The sequence below is a fragment of the Algorimicrobium bowmanii genome, from assembly GCF_054031195.1.
This window is the reverse complement of sequence record NZ_CM132929.1, coordinates 1,180,264-1,199,180: the sequence shown is the minus strand read 5'-3', so window position 1 is coordinate 1,199,180 and position 18,917 is coordinate 1,180,264. Positions and strand designations below refer to the sequence as shown.

The window sequence follows — 18,917 nt, the reverse complement described above, 5'->3', positions numbered from 1 at the left end:
ATTATTAAATTCTTAAATTTAACATCCTGGTTATAATCACAGAAAATTTCATCAAAAATAAATGAGAAAGAAAGGCTTTAAAATACTAGCTAAAATGAACAAGCTTGTCCTGCCAAGCTACACGAAACAGGGGCTGGATTTAGCTAAAGCAAGTAAATTTCAGATGGCCATTTTTGGTTGGAAATTATATGTAACAAAAAATGCTTTAGATTAATTCACTTTTTATTTGGTTGTATTATAAAAAGTAGTATATTTGCACCCACAATAAAACGGCCTCGTGGCGCAACTGAATAGCGCACTTGATTACGGCTCAAGAGGTTACAGGTTTGAATCCTGTCGAGGTCACCAGTGTTTATAAGGGTTTCAAGAAATTGAGACCCTTTTTTTATTTCCGTTTGCAGAATATTTGCAGAATTATCACGATTTAACAACACTGTAATTCATGTTCTTTATAGCTCCCTCTTATTAAACCAATATCATTTTAATTTATTTTTTTTAATAAGCTTATTATTTTCTACCTGTTGTAATATCTACTGTTACCAATACCATAATTCTTTGACTTTACCTTATTATACCAATTCCAAAGTGTTGATAAGTCTACTTTTAAATAATCTGCTGTTACTTGTCATGTTAGACAAACATCACTTTCATTATTATGAATGATAATCTAAATAGTATTGTATTTTATCCGCTAATTTGTCTAATAGGACATCTACCGTAATTTCTTGCATTACTATAGTCTTTTTTATCATTTTGTATGCATTATTACATTGTTTAAAAATGAACGCTAATGAAGTAAAACAAAAGCTTGAAGTAAGGAGCACCTGAACTTAACGATGGCTTTGTGCAGTTGAATGAGATAAGTAATATGATTTAATTATTTATTTATTTTTTTTTGCTTAAAAGCATATAATAAATACATTAAAAAGAAATAATATAAATAATCTACACTAAAATCTCTATCATAAACTACATCTAATGATTCTTTATCTAAAACCCTATTAATAAACTTTTTAGTATCTGCTGGCTTAATATAATCATGGTGGTTGTAATCATCATAAGCAAAAATCTCATTTGTCATTTTTATTTCTAACTCATCATAATTACCTTTTGTAAAACGATTAGCAAGTTCTCCTTTACTAAAGGCTTCCATACGCCCCCATTTATCATCACCTTGCCAAAACTGTAAGATTTGAAAGGTTTCTGATAATGTAAATGCTCTATTAGTTGATAGACCAATATTACTCATATGCTCTCCAAAATACTTATTAAAAGTACCTCTATCTTCTAATCCTGTTAATTGACGTAAATATTTTTTAGGTATGCATTTTTTATTTGCTGTTAGTTCAAAAATTATCTTTAGTAGAAATTCTTTATTTAATTTATCGCTCTCGTTTTTTAAAAACTCGTGAGGTATAATATTACACATATAGAATATGTAAATAATTTGCCTTTCAATACTTTCTATTTTAGAACAAAATAGTACTGAAAGAACAAAGCCAACATTAACGCTTTTACTTGCTTTAATATAATACGGTTGGAATATCTTTTCGTCGAATATCATTACTAATTAAAAACATCTCATTATAAGTTATAAATATAATGAGATGTTAATATAGAAAACTAATTAATAATTTTAATTTTCTTCTCTTGAATGATGGTATTCATCATTGTTTGGGTTAAGCTGATTTGAATGATTATCTAAATCTGCTTGCGAGTAATCGTAATCTTTGTCTAAAGCCATAATAATAAGTTTTAAGTATTAATAAATATTTGAAGGTCAAAAATAACGTAGAGTACTAGTTCTGAAAAAAAAATATTCTACGATAGCAAATGTTTTGTTTTTAGTTCAGGTTTGAGCGTTGGCAATAGCTCTTTGCTTTTTTATTGTACTAATTTATTAAAATAGATACTTTTAAATAAAATAAGGAATGTGCTATTATAGCGTTGGCTACAACTATTGTGACATAAAACCAACTATGTGGTGGCGAGCGGAACAACACAAAAGACAGAGGATTTTGAGGTACGAAAAAACTGGGTTTTGGGTTGTGGGGAATCTATATTCTATTCTACTTCATCTAAAAATTTAGTAGCATTCTTTTCTATAATTAAATTAGCTACCTTGTTAGATTCTTCTGGGTTTATTACTGAAATAAGCTCATTATAACGTACTGACTCCCATAATTTATGTTCTTTACTACCAATTTCAGAAGGCTCTTCAGATATTAAGTAAAAATTATTATCCTTTAATGATTTGTTGTATCTACTTGATAGAGAGGATATTAATGCAAAATAATGACTTATGTTTTTATCAATCACTTGCAACGATTTATTAAATGACAAAGATTTTGCACCAATTAAAGAACCATTTAAACCAATACAGTCCATTTCATACGGAAAATATATTGAAGGAAATGCTTCTGGCTTAAATTTATAATAAGTATGAACCTTTGTATTTACTTTATCTATTAAATTCTTCGTGATTATTTCTTGCGATACAACATATTCATTAGATAAGGTCGATAATTTCTGATAAACAGGCTCTTTAAATAAGAAACCTATTAAATTTTCAAAAGAAATATCATTAATTTCATCAAAGATAATTTTAGGCTTTGAAAATTGTAATAAACCATTTGAATAATTACTCAAATAATCAAAATATGATATTTCAGACAACTTATCTGATTTATAAAAGAATTGTAATTCTTCTTTATCCAAATTTATAGACTTACACTTTTCTATAATTTGATTAACAATAAAATTCAAATTAACATCTTTATCATCCAATAGATTATTAGCTATTCTTTTTTTCCTTTCAGAAAAATAATAGCGAAACTTTACACCATCAAACAAAAGTATCCCTATCGCTACAGAATCTTGAGTAGCAATGTTAGGTGATAATTTTAATATTGAATAAAAATTTTTCATTGGTTTAATCTAAAAACGTATTCGTTAAAGACTTTATTGTTTCTTTCATCATTAAACAAAAAATCTTTTAAACTTAATACAGAATCGTCGTCAATGGTATAAATCGACCTCACTTGATTTATAAAATCATCAAAGTTCTTACGACAACGTTCAATGCAAAGATAGAAATAATCTCTTTCATTGTTAATAAAATTGTTAGTAACTGCAATGTTCTTTTTTACTAAATAGCCTAAATCAGAAACTAATAAATGGTCATTAACACTTACAGATACATAATCTGGATTTAAATACTGATAAGACATAGTACTAAATATAAATGCATTATCTATAGGAATAATATTAAATTTCTTATTGAATGGTTCTAAAATTAAATTATAATTTGTTGGTTTTCTGTCATCATTTTCAACCCAAGTATCAAATAAAGTTATATGAAATACATCTAAAGGGTTATTTAATTTATTAAATGCTTTCTTTTTGTCTGTAACTAATAATGCATTTACATCAATAGAGCTTTCAATAAATTTTGAACCAAAGCAAGGTGTATTATAATAATGTGATCTATGATTTAACGATAAATCATCTTGACTTACAATCAACTCATTAGCGACATCGATAATCTTAATTTCAGGCGTTAGGATATTCCAATGATTTAAACAAAAAGAAGCAAAACATTCATTAATCAATGAATGTGGTGGTTGTTGACCTTTATCATTTTTAGCTACATACATTTGATAATCATTACCAACTACTAGTAAAGGACTATGCCCTTCTGTAGGAAGCTCCTTTATTATTGTATTTGTATGTATTCTATTTAAATCCATTTAATTATTATAATACTATCAATTATCTACACCATTAATAAAAGTTTTCACAAAGTCTTTTATTTTTTCTGTTATTCTAGTGCTTATTGATTCTCTTTGTAGAACACTTGGTTGTTTTTCTAATGCTTCAATAACTTCATCTTCTGTTGCCATTCTACCTGTGAAAAGAAAATCGTTTATGATGTCTTCTACTTTATCTGGTTTTAATTCTTCTGCTTTACTTAAATTATTCAAAGCTTTCTTAGTTTCTACTTTCCAATAGTCTTTAAATTCACCTTCTATGGTTTCGCTATTACTAATTTTAGGTAAGTTATTCTCTATAAATTGTTCTATTAATTCACGTTTACTTCGTAAAGTAACATCTCCAGCTAATAAATCTAAAATTTGCTTTTTCTGTTTTTCTTGGTCTTTTGGTTTGGCATCTTTTAATTGTGCCAATAGCTTCATAATATAAGTAACGTTAATCTCGTCTTTATGCAACAACTCTATTTCAAAATCTATTTCGTTTAATATAGATACTTTTTGTTTTTGAGTATTAAATCTAATTTTATCGTTTAATTCTAAGTATTTAGATGAAAAATCTTGAAACTCTTGAGCTGTCATTGGTACATCATCAAAAGTAAATTCTGTAAAGGAATCTAATATATTTTTTAAACGCATAATATTTCTAAATGCCTTTGCAAACTCTAGTTCATCTTCTTCTGTAACTAAATCATTTACATTATTTGGTGTTGGAGTAAGCTCTATTAATTTAGCATAGGCTTCTTCAAAAAACGATAACTGCTCTTTATACGGTGCAATGGTAATAGTTTCGTTTGCTGAAAGATTTGAAAACAACCTTACTGCATCGTCTGTATTCTTTTTTAAATTACGAAAGGTTACAATATTACCTTGTGATTTATTATCGTTTAATATTCTATTGGTACGTGAATAGGCTTGTATTAAACCGTGATATTTAAGGTTTTTATCTACATAAAGGGTATTTAATGTTTTACTATCGAACCCTGTTAAAAACATATTTACTACTAATAAAATGTCTATTTCTTTATCACGTACTCTTTTAGATATATTGGTTTTATAGTTTAAGAACGCTTTAGCATCATTAGCCGAATGTGCTTCGTTAAACATTGTATTATAATCTGCAATAAACTCGTCTAACTTATCTCTTACGGATTGATTTACTGGTGCATCATCTGTTACATCTTCTTCTGAAATATTACCATCTATAGTTTCTACTTCTGGATTTGCAGCATACGAGAATATAGTTGCTATTTTGTAATTGTGTTCTCCTGCTTCTTTTTTAGCTTTAAACAGCTCGTAATACTTAATTAATATATCTACACTACTTACACAAAACATTGCAGTAAACTGTCTGTTATTAGTCTTATTGTAGTGGTTTTTTAATATATAATTAGTAATGGTTTCTAAATACGCATCACTTTCATAAACTTCTTGTGTGTCTATAGCCTCTACTTTAGTATCTTCTTCCTCTTGAATTTTCTTTTTAAATACATTGTAGTATTCAATTGAGAATTTTAATACATTTTCATCTCTTATAGCATCTGTAATAACGTACTTATGTAGACAGTCGTGAAATAGATTTGCTGTTGTTTGTTTTATACTCTTTACACTTAGTGCATTTTCTTCAAAAATTGGTGTTCCGGTAAACCCGAATAACTGATGATTGGTAAAAAAGTTTACTATTGCCTTATGTGTTTCTCCAAATTGTGAACGGTGACATTCATCAAAAATAAAAATGGTTTTATCGTCTTTTATTTTTTCAATTTGGTTTTTAAATGCTGTTTTTTTTATGGCAACATTTAATTTTTGAATAGTAGTAACGATTAACGGTCTGGTTGGGTCTAAAAAGTGTTTTACTAAGGTTTTAGTATCTTCTGTACCATCTATACTTTCTTTATCAAAAGCTCTAAATTCTTTTACCGTTTGGTCGTCTAAATCTTGTCTATCTACCACAAACACCACTTTTTTGATTTTAGGATTGTTTGTTAGTATTTGGCTCGCTTTAAACGATGTTAATGTTTTACCAGAACCTGTAGTATGCCATATATAACCGTTTTTATCTGAATTTTTCACTCTATCTATAATGGATTCTACTGCATAATACTGATACGGTCTAAGTACCATTAACACTTTATCTTTTTCGTGTAAAACAATGTACTTAGTTATCATTTTAGCGATATGACAAGGCTCTAAAAATAGATTTGCAAATTTGTCTAATTGCGTTATTCTTTTATTGGTTTTATCGCTCCAATAACTTGTAAATTTATAACTAGGCATTTTACCTTGCTTATAGGTATTGGCATAGTATTTTGTGTTTTCTCCGTTACTAACTACAAAGAGTTGCACGTAATTAAATAAGGCATTATTTGAAGCAAAGGATTCTTGTTGGTATCTGCATACTTGCCTATGTGCTTCTTTTAACTCTATACCACGTTTTTTTAATTCTATTTGTACTAATGGCAAACCGTTTATAAGAATAGTTACATCGTAACGGTTTTCTCTTTTACCATTAATTGTAATTTGATTGGTTACTTGGAATTGATTTTGACACCAGAAATCTTGATTAATAAACTCGATATATGCCTTATCCCCATTGTCTTTTTGCAATACATATTTATCTCGTAAGGTTTTAGCTTTATCGAAAATGTTACCTTTAGAAAGATGTATTAATATACGCTCAAACTCGGACGTAGTAAAGGTTATTTTATTATGCTTCTCTAATTGAGATTTTAGATTGCTTACTAAATCCTCTTCTGTTTTTATAACAACTGATTTATGGCCTAATGCTATTAATTGGCTTACTAAATTATTTTCTAATACTTGTTCTGGTTGTGTTGTCATAAAAAATTAGCTATCTAATTTATTTTGCTCGTTTAGGTACGTGTTATCTGATAGTTTTTGCAATGCTTTTAAAGCATTATTATCATCCAAAACTGTCAATTGTTGTAATGCCATTCTATGTAGGTATTGAAATCTTTGTTTTTTAGGTAATTTATTTTTTATTAATTCAGAATTTAAAACTTCTAAATTAGACAAAACAGTTAATTGATTTATACTTGCATAATCTCGCATATTTTTTTTATCCAATGCTAATTGAGGATTTGCCTGTTTCCATTGTTTAGCTGTACAACCAAATAAAGCGACATTTAAAATATCAGCTTCATCTGCATATGTAAGCCACTCTTTATCTTTTGAAATATTTAAAGTAGGAATGATATGATTTTTAATTGCATCGGTATGAATACTGTAATTTGCTTTAGTCAAAATACGTTTTACATCCCATTCTAAATTGTATTGATTGGTTTCTATTTCTTTTAACCTTTGGTATTCTTTAATGAGATACAATTTAAAAATAGGACTTATTGCAGAACCAAATTCAAATGCAATATCTTTATGAGCGTATGTACCTCCATATCGCCCTGATTTTGAAATTAAACCAATAGCACCAGTTTGTTCAACCCACTGAGAAACACTTAGAACAAAGGTTGGTAGACCTGCTTCTTTTTTAAAGTGGTCGAATTCGACCACTTTAAAATTTGGGTTATTAATAGTTTCCCAAGTACCTAAAAACTCTATTGTACTGCGATTACGCAACCAGTTTTTAATAATGTCTGCTGAACGATTATCACCTTCTTTAGCTTTTGCCATATCGGTAAGACAAATAAAATCTTCTTCATTATTTGTGTCAATTGATACTTCAACTTCGTTTACTATTAGTTTTTTCATTTTTGCTGACATACTATTAAATTTATATTAGTGGTCAATTTTGACCACTTTAGATTTTTCAAACAAACATTTGTTGTAATAATCCTTTTTTAAAGGATTTACTATGTTCTATTTTGGTATTTAGGGCTTCAATCTTTACATCTATATCTGATAAAAAATTGGCTATTTTGATTTGTTCTTCTATAACAGGTAACTTAATAGGCATTTTTTGAAACATTGGAAGCCTCAAGGATTTTACTGTTGAACCAACTGCTTGACTTAAAAAATATTTTCTATGAAAATAAATACAGTAGTATAAATATTTACTAACTGAATCTTTGAAATTCATAATAGCATAAGTTCTTTGATGTAAATCGAATTTACCAACATAATATTTTGGTATAAAATCAGAACCTTCACCTGCTACAATTACAGCTTCACCATCAAATAAATATCTACTGCTTGTTCTTATATCTTCAGAACGATCAAAAAAAGTATATTCACCATCTAAACCTGAATCCTGTCTGTTTGAACTACCCGTAGTGATATTTGAAATATCACCCAACTTTTTCACTTCCCATTTAGGAAACTCATTACCATTATCATCTTTAAATCTTAGTTCTTGATTAAATATTTTTTGCATTATCCCTTTTTTGTATTGCTCTAAAAGGGTTTTCTTTTTGGTTAGTTTGGTAATTTTATCATCAACATCGGTAAGGAATGATGCTATTTTTTGTTGTTCTTCTAATGATGTTAATGAGATTCTATATTCTAATAATTCTTTTACGGTTATGTTTGCTTGATTCGCATTTCCTCTCTTTATTCCTTTTATATAATATCTATATCTTGAAGAATTAAGATGACTAAATAAAAACTTAGAATCAATAAGAGAGTTTTGCTCTATCTTTAGTAGATTTTGATTTAAAAAACCTTCATTTTCATTATTTACAAAAACACCTCTCCCAACTGCTGATTCAATTAATTTTGGATGCGAACCAACCGTTGTAACAATTATATCATTCTTTTTTAACAAATACTTTTCTAACCCTTCAGAATTTTTTTTTGATATATATAATTTTTCATTGTTGGACTTTATAGAATCAGCACCCAAATCAGAAACTCTAACTATTCTAATTCCTTTATTCTCATAAGTATTTGACTTAAAAGCGTAACCTTTTGTATATTTCACAACTTTATCTAATGATGATTTCCACCAATTGTCTTCAAACTCAGAAAACCTCAATTGTGGTATTAATTGCTTTTCCATATTAAAAAGGTGTTTTAATATTTAATTCTTTACAATAGGAAGCAATGCGTTTATCGGTTTCAGCAATTTCTAAATCTAATGCTTGAATTTCTTCTGCAACTTCATTAATATCAATAGGTTCTTCTTCTTCAAACGTATCTACATAACGCGGTATATTTAGGTTATAATCGTTATCTGCTATTTCTTGTAATGTTGCTCTGTGGCTGTATTTATCTGTTACCGTTCTATTGGTATAGGTTTCTACAATTTGGTTGATATGCTCTGGTAGTAGCTTATTATCTTTTCCTTGTTTTTCAAAACCTTGTGATGCATCAATAAATAATACATCTTCATTAACTTCTCTACATTTTTTAATCACCAAAATACAGGTTGGAATACCTGTACCGAAAAAGATATTTGCAGGTAAACCAATTACAGCATCTATGTAGTTTCTATCTTCTATTAAATAACGTCTAATATGAGCTTCTGAACTACCTCTAAATAATACACCGTGCGGTAATACTGTTGCCATTATTCCGCTTTCATCTAAATGATGAATCATATGCTGTACAAAAGCAAAATCTGCTTTTGTTTTAGGTGCTAATTTACCATACTGACTAAATCTATCATCTGTACTAAATATTCCTTTTGCAGACCACTTTGCAGAAAATGGTGGGTTTGCTACAATAGCTTCGGCTCTAACATCTAAATGTTGTGGTTCTTCTAAGGTATCTTCTTGTTTAATATCGAACTCACGATAATTTACATCGTGTAGTATCATATTCATACGTGCTAAGTTGTACGTTGTTCGGTTTAATTCTTGACCGTAAAACATACCAACATCGTCTACTTCTTTAGCTACACGCAATAATAATGAGCCACTCCCACACGTTGGGTCATATACTGATTTTAAACGTTTTTTACGCGTAGTTACTATTTTTGCTAATATGGTAGATACTTCTTGAGGCGTATAAAATTCCCCTGCTTTTTTTCCTGCACTTGCAGCAAACTGCCCAATTAGAAACTCGTATGCATCTCCTAATAAATCGCTGTCATTATCCTCTAATCTAAAATCAATTTCATCTAAATGTATTATGATTTTTGCAATGGTTTCATTTTGTGCTTTTACGGTTCTTCCTAACTTACCAGAAGTTAAATCTAAATCTTCGAATAGTTTTACAAAATCATCTTCTGATTCTGTACCCATTGTACTTTGTTCAATATTGGTAAGAATACGTTCTAAATCTTCAATGATAAAGAATTGCTTTGCTTCATCATTATCGTTGGTTTCAATTTCGGAAAGGTTGTTTCCTTTTTGAGCAATAGAAGTAAATAATTCGCTTGGTTTTAAGAAGTAACCTAACTCTTTTACGCAGGCTTTTTTAACTGCTTCGATATATAACTTACCATTTTCTGAATTTTCATCTAACTGCTCATAAGTTAAACCATCTGGTGCTAATATTTTATTAGCGTATAAGTGTAACTTTTCTGAAAGGTATTTAAAGAATATAAAGCCTAAGATGTAGTTTCTGTAATCGTCTGCATCCATTTTGCCACGTAAGAGATTGGCAATAGCCCACAATTGTTTTTCAAGTAGTTTTTTTTGTTCTTCTGACATTTGGTTTGAAAGTGTGTTTTGAATTGTTAAAAATATAATATTAATCTGACTTAATAATAAGGATTTCAGTAATTACTTATCTCTAACACACAAAATAACAAACACCGTTGCTTGTTGACAAATAACCGTCAAACACTTGGCATTAAACAATCTAACAGGAAACGAATAAGGAACAACGCATCAACAATTGTAAATAAGCAATTGTTGCTTTAAAGTTGAGTTGATGTTTTTACTACAAATGCCAGCTAGCATGGCTTTTATAGTAATTAATCAACAAATCAACCTACGCTCTCAAGCAACTCTTTAGTAAAAGTATAATGACGCCCTTTATGACTGGTTTCTTCCACTATAGGCTTATTTGCCGTTGAATACGATATGTGATACTTTTTATAGGTACTGTTTTTAGGCTCAATCTTATACCGTTTTTTGATTAAATCAGATATTTTAAAAGAGCTGGTTCTAATGTTATGTTTACTAAGTTTTTCAACCAAATCCCCTACCGAGTATTTCAACTCTTCCTTATCGAATTGTAAAAACTCATCTGAAAGTATTTGGTCTAATTCTTTATTTAAAAAAGTTTTACTTCCATTCATTAGCACCTCTAAAGCATGGGTATGAATCTGCTCTTTAGTAAACCACATCCGAGTTTTTCTAGGACATGAAATTTCACGATTATTAATATAATTAATGAAGTGCGGTATCTCCTCTTTCAATGAATCCAAAAGATTTGGATTATCAAGTGATAAATCAAACGGTATTATTTTACGCACCCAATATCTCGTTTCAGAATTATCTATATAAATAAAGTTCTCTTCATTATTTGAACAAAGTATAAACTTACCAAAAAAACTGCCTTCTATTTTATCTTTACCTTTAGCTTCACTCTTGTAACTTTTAGCCGTAGATAAGTTTTTCAACCGTTCACTATCCTCTCTTTTGTCTAATAAAACCTCATCAACTGCTATGATTAATTTTGAAGCCCAATCAGAATTAAAGCGACTTCTAAAATCCTCATTGTTATTAATAGTCATATTATTTTGAAATATAAGCTTCAACCAATTAATAAAGGTTGTTTTCCCCGTATTCCGCTCATTACTTACCAAACATAAAACAGGCAATATTTGTGTTGGATTATGCCATAGAATAGACAAATAGTCCAGACCAATTTCATACTGCTCTCCAAAAATGTGTTTTAGAAATTTTTCTGTCTCAACAAAACTTCCTTTCTTTAATTTATGCTGTAACTTTTCATATTTATTGTAAAAGCCGTTAATAGTTGATTGGTATTTGGTATGTGAAGGAATTAAACAAAAGCCATCATACTTCTTTACATCTTTTACAAAGTCTTTTCCATGATCTGTGACAATTTCATTTTTAGACCAAGGAACTAACATTTTAATAGTATCATTACTATTTAAGGGCATTTTCACACGCTTATAATACCCTGTACCGATTCTCAAGTATTTTTTTTTCATAATTATATTTTTACAGTTAATTCAGACATTTTAGATAAATCGATTTCCCCATGCTTAGAGGAAAACATTAGTTTACAGTTTACACCATGCGTAGACGGGTCGTTTCTACATATTTCTTTTACACTCTCCTCTATTTGATAAAGTGGTAATCTTGGAATAAAATCAATTATTTCTATTGCCACACTCACCTTCATCATTAAATTCTGTATTAACTTAGCTGACAACGAACTATTAGCATCAGCAGAAGCTCTTAATAAATCGCTCCTAATTTCTTTAAGCATTTTTAAGCCATCTGGCTCATATGTTCTTATATTTTTCATGTTATTTTATTTATAAATTAGTATTTGTTGAATGGTATCGAAATAGGCTTTTGCACCATCCATTCTTGCAGGGACATTTTTGACTAGGATAAATTTATCCTGACCACTTTTCATGAGCTTTTGAATATCCCCTTTTGTAGCAGGCTTGTTTTCTTCCCTTGTAAACAAGTTCGTTGCTATATTGGTAGCTAATGCTCCAACCGCAGCATCACCAATACCTGACCAACTCATCCCCTTATTCTCAGAAGGAATTACTTTTGTTTTTCTTTTAGAATTGTTTAATTCATTCTGCTTTCTTTTGTTGTAAGCGCTAACTCGACAACTGCTACTACAGTATTTCTGTACGAACCTTCTTTTTGGGGTATATGTACCACCACAATAATTACAATTGTATGTATATCTATCCATTGTGCGTTAATTTAACGTTAGACTAACGATTAATAAAACTGATTCCTCACCTGATTCAAGTGATGAATGCTTCAGTTTCTTAATCTTTTTCCTTTGTTAGACAATAAAGTATCTACATCAGTTTCAACTTCTTTAATGGTTTTTTGCTTATCCTGTTTTATCCAGTCTATTATTTCAGACTGAAAAAAATACAAGCGATTACCCTTTTTATGAAAAGGTATTTCGTTGCGTTGGACATAACCATAAATGGTAGGTTTAGAAAAACCCGTTAACGACAAAACACCATCTAATAGGATTGGCATTTCTGTTTCGGGTTTTGAATGCGCCTTTTGAAGAAGCAAGGCTCTTAATTCGTTCTGACCTTGTATAAGTTCAGCGACTGCACTGGGCAGATTTTCAAATTTTAATGTTTTCATTTTTACACTTTTATATTATTAAAAGTGCATAATTAGATGTTCTATAAAGAAATAGAAAAATGATAGGTTTAATAGGTTTATGTTTAGGTTTCTTAGGCTTTTTTTAAGGTTTTTTACTTCGAAAAATCGGTAAAATCATTTTTATTGAACCCAAAAAAAGCATCATTCATGATATTGAAATATTTGCTCTTTATACCAGTCTGCTTTCTTTCTTTATTTTTGTTTTCAAAATAAAAACCATGGAATATTTTTCTAATTTCTTTCTTTTTAAAACCACTACAATTAAAGTTTTGCTTTTCTGGCTTCAACTCTACAAAAGTCGATTTTATAAAAATCAATAGCTGGTCATTGGTTAAATAAGGCTCACCATGATTATTTCTTAATTTTGTAAGACTTATAAAATAGTCATATACTTCTTCTATACTTAGTTCTGGTATTAAATTATTACTCATTCTAAATAAAGCTTCACTATCTAAAGTCTTTTTCTCCACTTGCTGTGGTTCCAATAATAATTTTTCTTTGTAATACTTTAATTGGCCTTTCAAAAACTTCAATTGAGGCTTAACATGTGAAAACAATTCTCTATCCGTAGATTTAGAAAGTACTTTATGAGTTTGAAACTCTTCGATTAGTTTACTTATTTCAGATATTGCTTCTGATGTATCCATCTTTGATAAAATTTCTCGAAGATTCAGAATGCTATGCTTCAATATCATGCCATCAAACCTATCTGCATCAAATATTAACTCTCCTTTGACATACTCGAAGTTTTCAAAAAAACTATTTGTAACTGACAACAAATCCTCTTTAGAATCAAAAGTACCTCTGTTATTTTCAATATAACTAACAAAAAATATAAGATGAATTAGAATTTGAGCGTTCGCTAATTCAAAATACCTTAAACATATAATATCATCCGTAAGGTCACGATTACCTCTACAAACATTACACGTTTCCTTTACTTCATCTGGTATAGACAAGTGAAGTTGTATTCGAAGAAAATTCACCCATTCATCAAATAACAGTTCATCTCCTAAATATTCTTTAACTAAACCAATATATTTAGCCTCTTCTTTTTCATAATCTATTTGTTCCATTAAAACTTGAACCTCTTTCTTTATTTCAGAAGCTGACCAACTAAATCTATTGTCTATATCTTTCATTATTCATTCAACATTTAAAAATCCATTATAGAATTAGCAAATTCCTTTTTTGCATCATCTTCAAACCCGTCAAGGTAATTTTTTGTTACACTTAAGTCGCTATGATTTAAAGCCTCACTTATAAATTCTATACTAGTACCTTTTCGCATAGAATTTGTAGCAAAAGAATGCCTCGCCCAGTATGTAGAAATATCATTTGGCAGACTATTTCTTTTAGCCAACCTCTTTAGATGGTCATTAATTAAACGTGTGAAATTTTTAATTTTCCTGTATTGAGTTTCACTTGTATCATTTTCAGATATTATATTAAAAACAAACCCTTCTTTGTCTTTACTTCCGTATTTAGAAATAATGCTTGAAGAAAATTCGGTAAGATAAATAGTAATCTCTGTTTTTTCAGATGACTTATCAAATGTCTTAGCTCTATAATAAGAAAACCTATCTTCTTTAATATCTGAGTACTTAAGCAAAGCAATATCTTTAAAATTCATACCATTACACGAATAACTGAAAAACCAAAAATCCTTAGCTTGTTGTTCATTTGGATTTTCAGCTTCAGCACTAAATAAAACTTTTAATTGTGTTGAGTTTAACGCTTTTTTTACTTTTTTTGATTTAGGAATAACATATTTCTTCTTTCCAAAAGGATAGATATCATTTATTATATCCCCTTCATCAATTGCGTTATTAAAAACGACTCTTAATGTTCGTGTATAAATCCCAATCGTGGTAATACTTTTGCCTTTCAATAGCATTGTTTTTTCATAATCTTTCAACCAATCAACTGTTATATCGTTAAAGGTTAACTTTTCTGGTGCTATCTTCTTTTTGCTTTTACAGTATTCACTTAAAGAATTAAAGGTGTATTTATAACTTTCAGCAGTTCCTATTTTATCATTTTTCAAGTTCTTATTAATAACAAGGTCAAAATGATACTTAACATTATTTCTATCCGAAGATTTACGAAAAAATTTTTTCTCAAACTTTTCAAAATCAAAAACAGTCATCCCCCTCGCTTCATCTTCTGCTCTAGTAAGGTAAGCTTGTAGTTTTGTATATACCTCTTTATTTATACCGCGTAATTTACTGCTGTTCCCATTAACCCAAATAGTTTCAAACTTATCCTCTGTCAAATCTATATCTAAAGAATACCACTTTTCTTTTTTAACCTGTTTTCCATAAACCCTCAATTTTACAGGATAATTTTTATTTGCTTTCTTTCTTCTTACATCTAACCTAATGGAAATTTTATAATCGTCAATTTTCTTACTCATTATAATAGCGTTTCTGCAAATATAACAATTTGCAGAAAATTTGCAGAAAAAAAGTATAATTAAACATATAATAGATATTAACACATATTACAAGAAACCCCATAAAAAGTAGAAAACATAAAGGATTACATATAATTACACTAACTAACAAATACAATAATACTTGATTACGGCTCAAGAGGTTACAGGTTTGAATCCTGTCGAGGTCACTTTTAAAGAATGCAAATTCTTATCAAAAACCACTCAATCATTATGATTTGAGTGGTTTTTTTGTTTTATGCTATTTCTAAAAAAAACAGCTACACACATCATTATTCATTAACAAGCTAAATAATCGGTTATACCTGCAATATCATTAAACAAAAAAAAAGCAGACCTTAATAAAAGCCTGCTTATAATATTTAATGTATTTAATTCTTATTAGCTTATTTCAGCATTCAATCCGGCTTCTAAAAGCATAGAACACTTAGGTTCTAGGTCCTTTTTAGCTCCAGTTTTCACTGTACACTTCCCTTTATAATGAACCAAAATGGAGCACTGCTCAGCTTGTTCTGGAGTATGATCACACACGTGAATTAATGTATTTATAACATGATCAAAAGTGTTTACATCATCATTATATAAGACAATTTCGTTCTCGTTTGCTACATCTTCCTGCAGTAAAACTTCTTCTAATGTTTGTTCTCTTGTACTCATACTTTTTTAATTTAATAACGAGTATTTATTTATTCTTTTTCAAATTTTAAAGCTACCCAATTATTCTGCTCTAGTGTGTCAACGCGTTTTAATCCCGATTTATTACACATAGCTTCAATAGTTGGAATATCCTCTTGGTAAAAACCACTTAAAAATAATAAACCTTTAGTTTTTAAGCAACTATCATACACAGGAATATCTTGGAGTAAAATATTTCTATTAATATTAGCTATAATAATGTCATAAGATTTATCCTTCAACAAGCTCGCATCACCTTCCAATACCGTGATATGCTCACAGTTATTTCGGGTTATATTTTCAAGACTATTTAAATAGCACCAATTATCAATATCAATTGCTTCTAAAGGCTTTGCTCCTTTCATTTCTGCTAGAATAGCTAAAACTCCCGTGCCACAGCCCATATCTAATACCGATTTATTAGTTACATCGGTTTTTAGAATATGCTGAATCATCATATGTGTAGTTTCATGATGTCCGGTACCAAAACTCATTTTAGGCTCGATAACAATATCATATTCCGCATTCATGTTTTCATGAAATGGTGCACGCACAGCACAAACGTTATCAACTAAAATAGGATTGAAATTACGTTCCCATTCCGCATTCCAATTTACCTGTTCTATTTCGTTAAATTCGAAAGTAATCGTAAATTCATCTGATTCTAAGATTTGGATATCGGCTAAGATATCTTCATGCCATTCCTCTTTTTGAATATAAGCAGTTACACCTGTTTCTGTTTCCACAAAGCTTTCAAACCCTGCATAACCTAATTCTGCTATTAAAATTTCAACTCCTGGTTGTAAAGGTGCTACAGTAAAATCGTAGCCTATATAAATTGTATTCGACATATTTCTTTATTAAAAAGCATTAACGATAGCCATGAAATCATTAGCATTTAAAGCGGCTCCTCCTATTAAACCTCCGTCCACATCTGGCTTAGAGAATATTTCTTTAGCATTAGCTGGCTTAACACTACCTCCATAAAGTATAGACACGGAATTAGCTACAGAATCGCCATAAGTACTCGCTATTGTTTTTCTTATAAATGCATGCATATCTTGAGCTTGCTCCGGACTAGCAGTTTCTCCTGTTCCAATAGCCCAAACAGGCTCGTAGGCCAAAACAAGTTGTTCAAAATCTGATTCTTTTAAGTGGAATAAGGCCTTTTTAATTTGACTTTCTACAACAGCTTCATGGTTGTTCGATTTTCTATCAGCTAATTCTTCACCAAAACAGAAAATAATACGCATATCATGCGCCAAAGCTGCATCTACTTTCTTAGCTAAAGACTCATCGGTTTCATTAAAATAAGCACGACGTTCACTATGTCCTAAAATAACTGTTTTGATACCAATACTTTTAAGCATGCTTGCACTTACTTCACCTGTATAAGCGCCATTTTCAGCAAAATGCATATTCTGAGCAATCACCTCTATTTCTGATTGTCTCAATGTTTCGAAAGCCTGCCATAAATTAGTAAAAGCTGGTGCAATCATTACCTCAGCATCTGAAGTTTTATTCTGCTTACGTAATTCGGTAATTAACGATTCGGTCATTGCTAAGTCGTTATTCATTTTCCAATTACCGGCAACTATGTGTTTTCTCATAATAGTAAAACCTTCAGATGAAGGATTTTTTTAAAAATTTTATGTTAAATGAAATAAGAGAGTACCCTTATTAAACTCGTTATAATCTGTAATACTATATTTAATGATTAAATATTATTCCAATTTAACTTTTGGATCTAACCATGTGTAAATAATATCTACAAAAATATTGATTATTATGAAGATAACCGCAATAATCAATACAGAACCCATAATAACAGGTAAATCTAACGTATTTAATGCATTAACTATTTCTTTTCCAAGTCCATTCCACCCAAATATATACTCTACAAAAACAGCTCCCGCTAACATGGATGCAAACCAACCTGACATAGCTGTAACCACAGGGTTTAAAGCATTTTTAATGGCATGTTTCTTAATAATTTGGAATTCATTTAAACCTTTTGCCCTTGCAGTTCTAATAAAATCTTGATTATAAACTTCTAAAAGTGAATTACGCATTAATTGAATAACAACAGCCAGTGGTCTGATACCCAAAACTACAGCTGGTAGGATTAAATTCTTCCATTGTATATGCATTGCTTCGCCATAATCATCCAACTCATACAAACTACCTGTCATTTCTAGATTAGTGTATTCATGTAGGAGGAATCCAAAAAACCAAGCAAATAAAATAGCACTAAAAAAAGAAGGAACACTCATACCAACAGTGCTTACTATCTGAATTAACTTATCCAACCATGTATCTTTATAAATAGCCGATATAACACCGAAAATTAAACCTAAAAACAAAGCTATTGCAATAGCTGAAACAGCTAACACAAATGTATTTGGTAGCGTTTCTCCTATAACCTCGGATACACGTTTACCTTGCTTTGTAAAAGACTCACGTAGGTATGGGAGTTTCATTACCGTTGTGGTATTCCCTATTGTAAATAGGTCTTTTTTAGAATACTTACCTGCTTTTAAAAATGTGTAATCCAATTCGTTTGTTGAATGAAAGGATATAGGTAGTAAGTCGTTTATGTAATATAAATATTGTGTCGTTTTCGGTTTATCAAAACCATATTTTTGACGTATCGTTTCTACTTGTTCTGCTGATTGATTTTGACCTAGCATCATTTTAGCTGGATCACCTGGCAAAACATTAAATAATAAAAATATAACCGTTACCACTCCGTAAAGAGTTAGTAATGTGTAACCTATTTTATTTAATAAATACCTTATCAGCTGTAAA

18 protein-coding genes and 1 tRNA gene are annotated in these 18,917 nt (G+C 29.7%); 2 read left to right on the top strand and 17 right to left on the bottom strand.

Annotated elements, in window-relative coordinates; genetic code table 11:
- Positions 1 to 61 precede the first annotated feature (61 nt).
- Positions 62 to 214, top strand: a complete 153-nt coding sequence (locus ACW5R3_RS05270) for an SsrA-binding protein (RefSeq protein ID WP_456578565.1) — start codon at positions 62 to 64, stop codon at positions 212 to 214.
- A gap of 57 nt (positions 215 to 271) precedes the next feature.
- Positions 272 to 348 (top strand) — tRNA-Arg (locus tag ACW5R3_RS05265).
- A 529-nt stretch (positions 349 to 877) separates the two neighbouring features.
- Here ACW5R3_RS05265 and ACW5R3_RS05260 read toward each other — a convergent pair.
- From ACW5R3_RS05260 to ACW5R3_RS05180, 17 genes are all read right to left on the bottom strand, one after another.
- Complete coding sequence (locus ACW5R3_RS05260) at positions 878 to 1,429, bottom strand: hypothetical protein (RefSeq protein ID WP_456578564.1); 552 nt, start codon at positions 1,427 to 1,429, stop codon at positions 878 to 880.
- Positions 1,430 to 2,064: 635 nt separating this feature from the next.
- A complete protein-coding gene (locus ACW5R3_RS05255; protein ID WP_456578563.1) occupies positions 2,065 to 2,928 on the bottom strand; it encodes a hypothetical protein in 864 nt (287 codons plus the stop codon).
- The gene (locus ACW5R3_RS05250) at positions 2,925 to 3,749 is read right to left on the bottom strand and encodes a HipA family kinase (protein ID WP_456578562.1); all 825 of its coding nucleotides are present in this window, start codon (positions 3,747 to 3,749) and stop codon (positions 2,925 to 2,927) included. The genes ACW5R3_RS05255 and ACW5R3_RS05250 overlap by 4 nt, the downstream gene beginning before the upstream one ends.
- Positions 3,750 to 3,767: 18 nt before the next feature.
- Entirely contained in the window at positions 3,768 to 6,611 is a 2,844-nt protein-coding gene (locus ACW5R3_RS05245; protein ID WP_456578561.1) for a type I restriction endonuclease subunit R, read from the bottom strand.
- 6 nt (positions 6,612 to 6,617) lie between these two features.
- Complete coding sequence (locus ACW5R3_RS05240) at positions 6,618 to 7,496, bottom strand: KilA-N domain-containing protein (RefSeq protein WP_456578560.1); 879 nt, start codon at positions 7,494 to 7,496, stop codon at positions 6,618 to 6,620.
- A 58-nt stretch (positions 7,497 to 7,554) separates the two neighbouring features.
- Complete coding sequence (locus ACW5R3_RS05235; RefSeq protein ID WP_456578559.1) at positions 7,555 to 8,742, bottom strand: restriction endonuclease subunit S; 1,188 nt, start codon at positions 8,740 to 8,742, stop codon at positions 7,555 to 7,557.
- Position 8,743: 1 nt separating this feature from the next.
- Positions 8,744 to 10,339: a type I restriction-modification system subunit M gene (locus ACW5R3_RS05230; protein WP_456578558.1), complete on the bottom strand. Its 1,596-nt coding sequence runs from the start codon at positions 10,337 to 10,339 to the stop codon at positions 8,744 to 8,746.
- Positions 10,340 to 10,617: 278 nt separating this feature from the next.
- On the bottom strand, positions 10,618 to 11,814 hold the full coding sequence (locus tag ACW5R3_RS05225) for a primase-helicase family protein (protein ID WP_456578557.1): 1,197 nt from the start codon (positions 11,812 to 11,814) through the stop codon (positions 10,618 to 10,620).
- A gap of 2 nt (positions 11,815 to 11,816) precedes the next feature.
- Positions 11,817 to 12,134 carry a hypothetical protein gene (locus ACW5R3_RS05220; RefSeq protein WP_456578556.1) on the bottom strand — a complete coding sequence of 106 codons (318 nt, stop codon included), beginning with the start codon at positions 12,132 to 12,134 and terminating at the stop codon, positions 11,817 to 11,819.
- A gap of 6 nt (positions 12,135 to 12,140) precedes the next feature.
- Positions 12,141 to 12,365, bottom strand: coding sequence for a hypothetical protein (locus tag ACW5R3_RS05215; protein WP_456578555.1), 225 nt, complete (start codon positions 12,363 to 12,365; stop codon positions 12,141 to 12,143).
- A 248-nt stretch (positions 12,366 to 12,613) separates the two neighbouring features.
- A complete protein-coding gene (locus ACW5R3_RS05210; protein ID WP_456578554.1) occupies positions 12,614 to 12,958 on the bottom strand; it encodes a helix-turn-helix domain-containing protein in 345 nt (114 codons plus the stop codon).
- Between the two features lie 113 nt (positions 12,959 to 13,071).
- Positions 13,072 to 14,121 (bottom strand): hypothetical protein, encoded by a 1,050-nt coding sequence (locus ACW5R3_RS05205; protein WP_456578553.1) that lies wholly within the window; start codon positions 14,119 to 14,121, stop codon positions 13,072 to 13,074.
- A gap of 14 nt (positions 14,122 to 14,135) precedes the next feature.
- Complete coding sequence (locus ACW5R3_RS05200) at positions 14,136 to 15,395, bottom strand: tyrosine-type recombinase/integrase (RefSeq protein ID WP_456578552.1); 1,260 nt, start codon at positions 15,393 to 15,395, stop codon at positions 14,136 to 14,138.
- A gap of 420 nt (positions 15,396 to 15,815) precedes the next feature.
- On the bottom strand, positions 15,816 to 16,091 hold the full coding sequence (locus tag ACW5R3_RS05195; protein WP_456578551.1) for an ATP-dependent Clp protease adaptor ClpS: 276 nt from the start codon (positions 16,089 to 16,091) through the stop codon (positions 15,816 to 15,818).
- 29 nt (positions 16,092 to 16,120) lie between these two features.
- Complete coding sequence (gene prmA / locus ACW5R3_RS05190) at positions 16,121 to 16,960, bottom strand: 50S ribosomal protein L11 methyltransferase (protein ID WP_456578550.1); 840 nt, start codon at positions 16,958 to 16,960, stop codon at positions 16,121 to 16,123.
- A gap of 9 nt (positions 16,961 to 16,969) precedes the next feature.
- Complete coding sequence (gene tpiA, locus ACW5R3_RS05185) at positions 16,970 to 17,719, bottom strand: triose-phosphate isomerase (RefSeq protein ID WP_456578549.1); 750 nt, start codon at positions 17,717 to 17,719, stop codon at positions 16,970 to 16,972.
- A gap of 114 nt (positions 17,720 to 17,833) precedes the next feature.
- The gene (locus ACW5R3_RS05180; protein WP_456578807.1) at positions 17,834 to 18,910 is read right to left on the bottom strand and encodes an ABC transporter permease; all 1,077 of its coding nucleotides are present in this window, start codon (positions 18,908 to 18,910) and stop codon (positions 17,834 to 17,836) included.
- Positions 18,911 to 18,917: the final 7 nt, after the last annotated feature.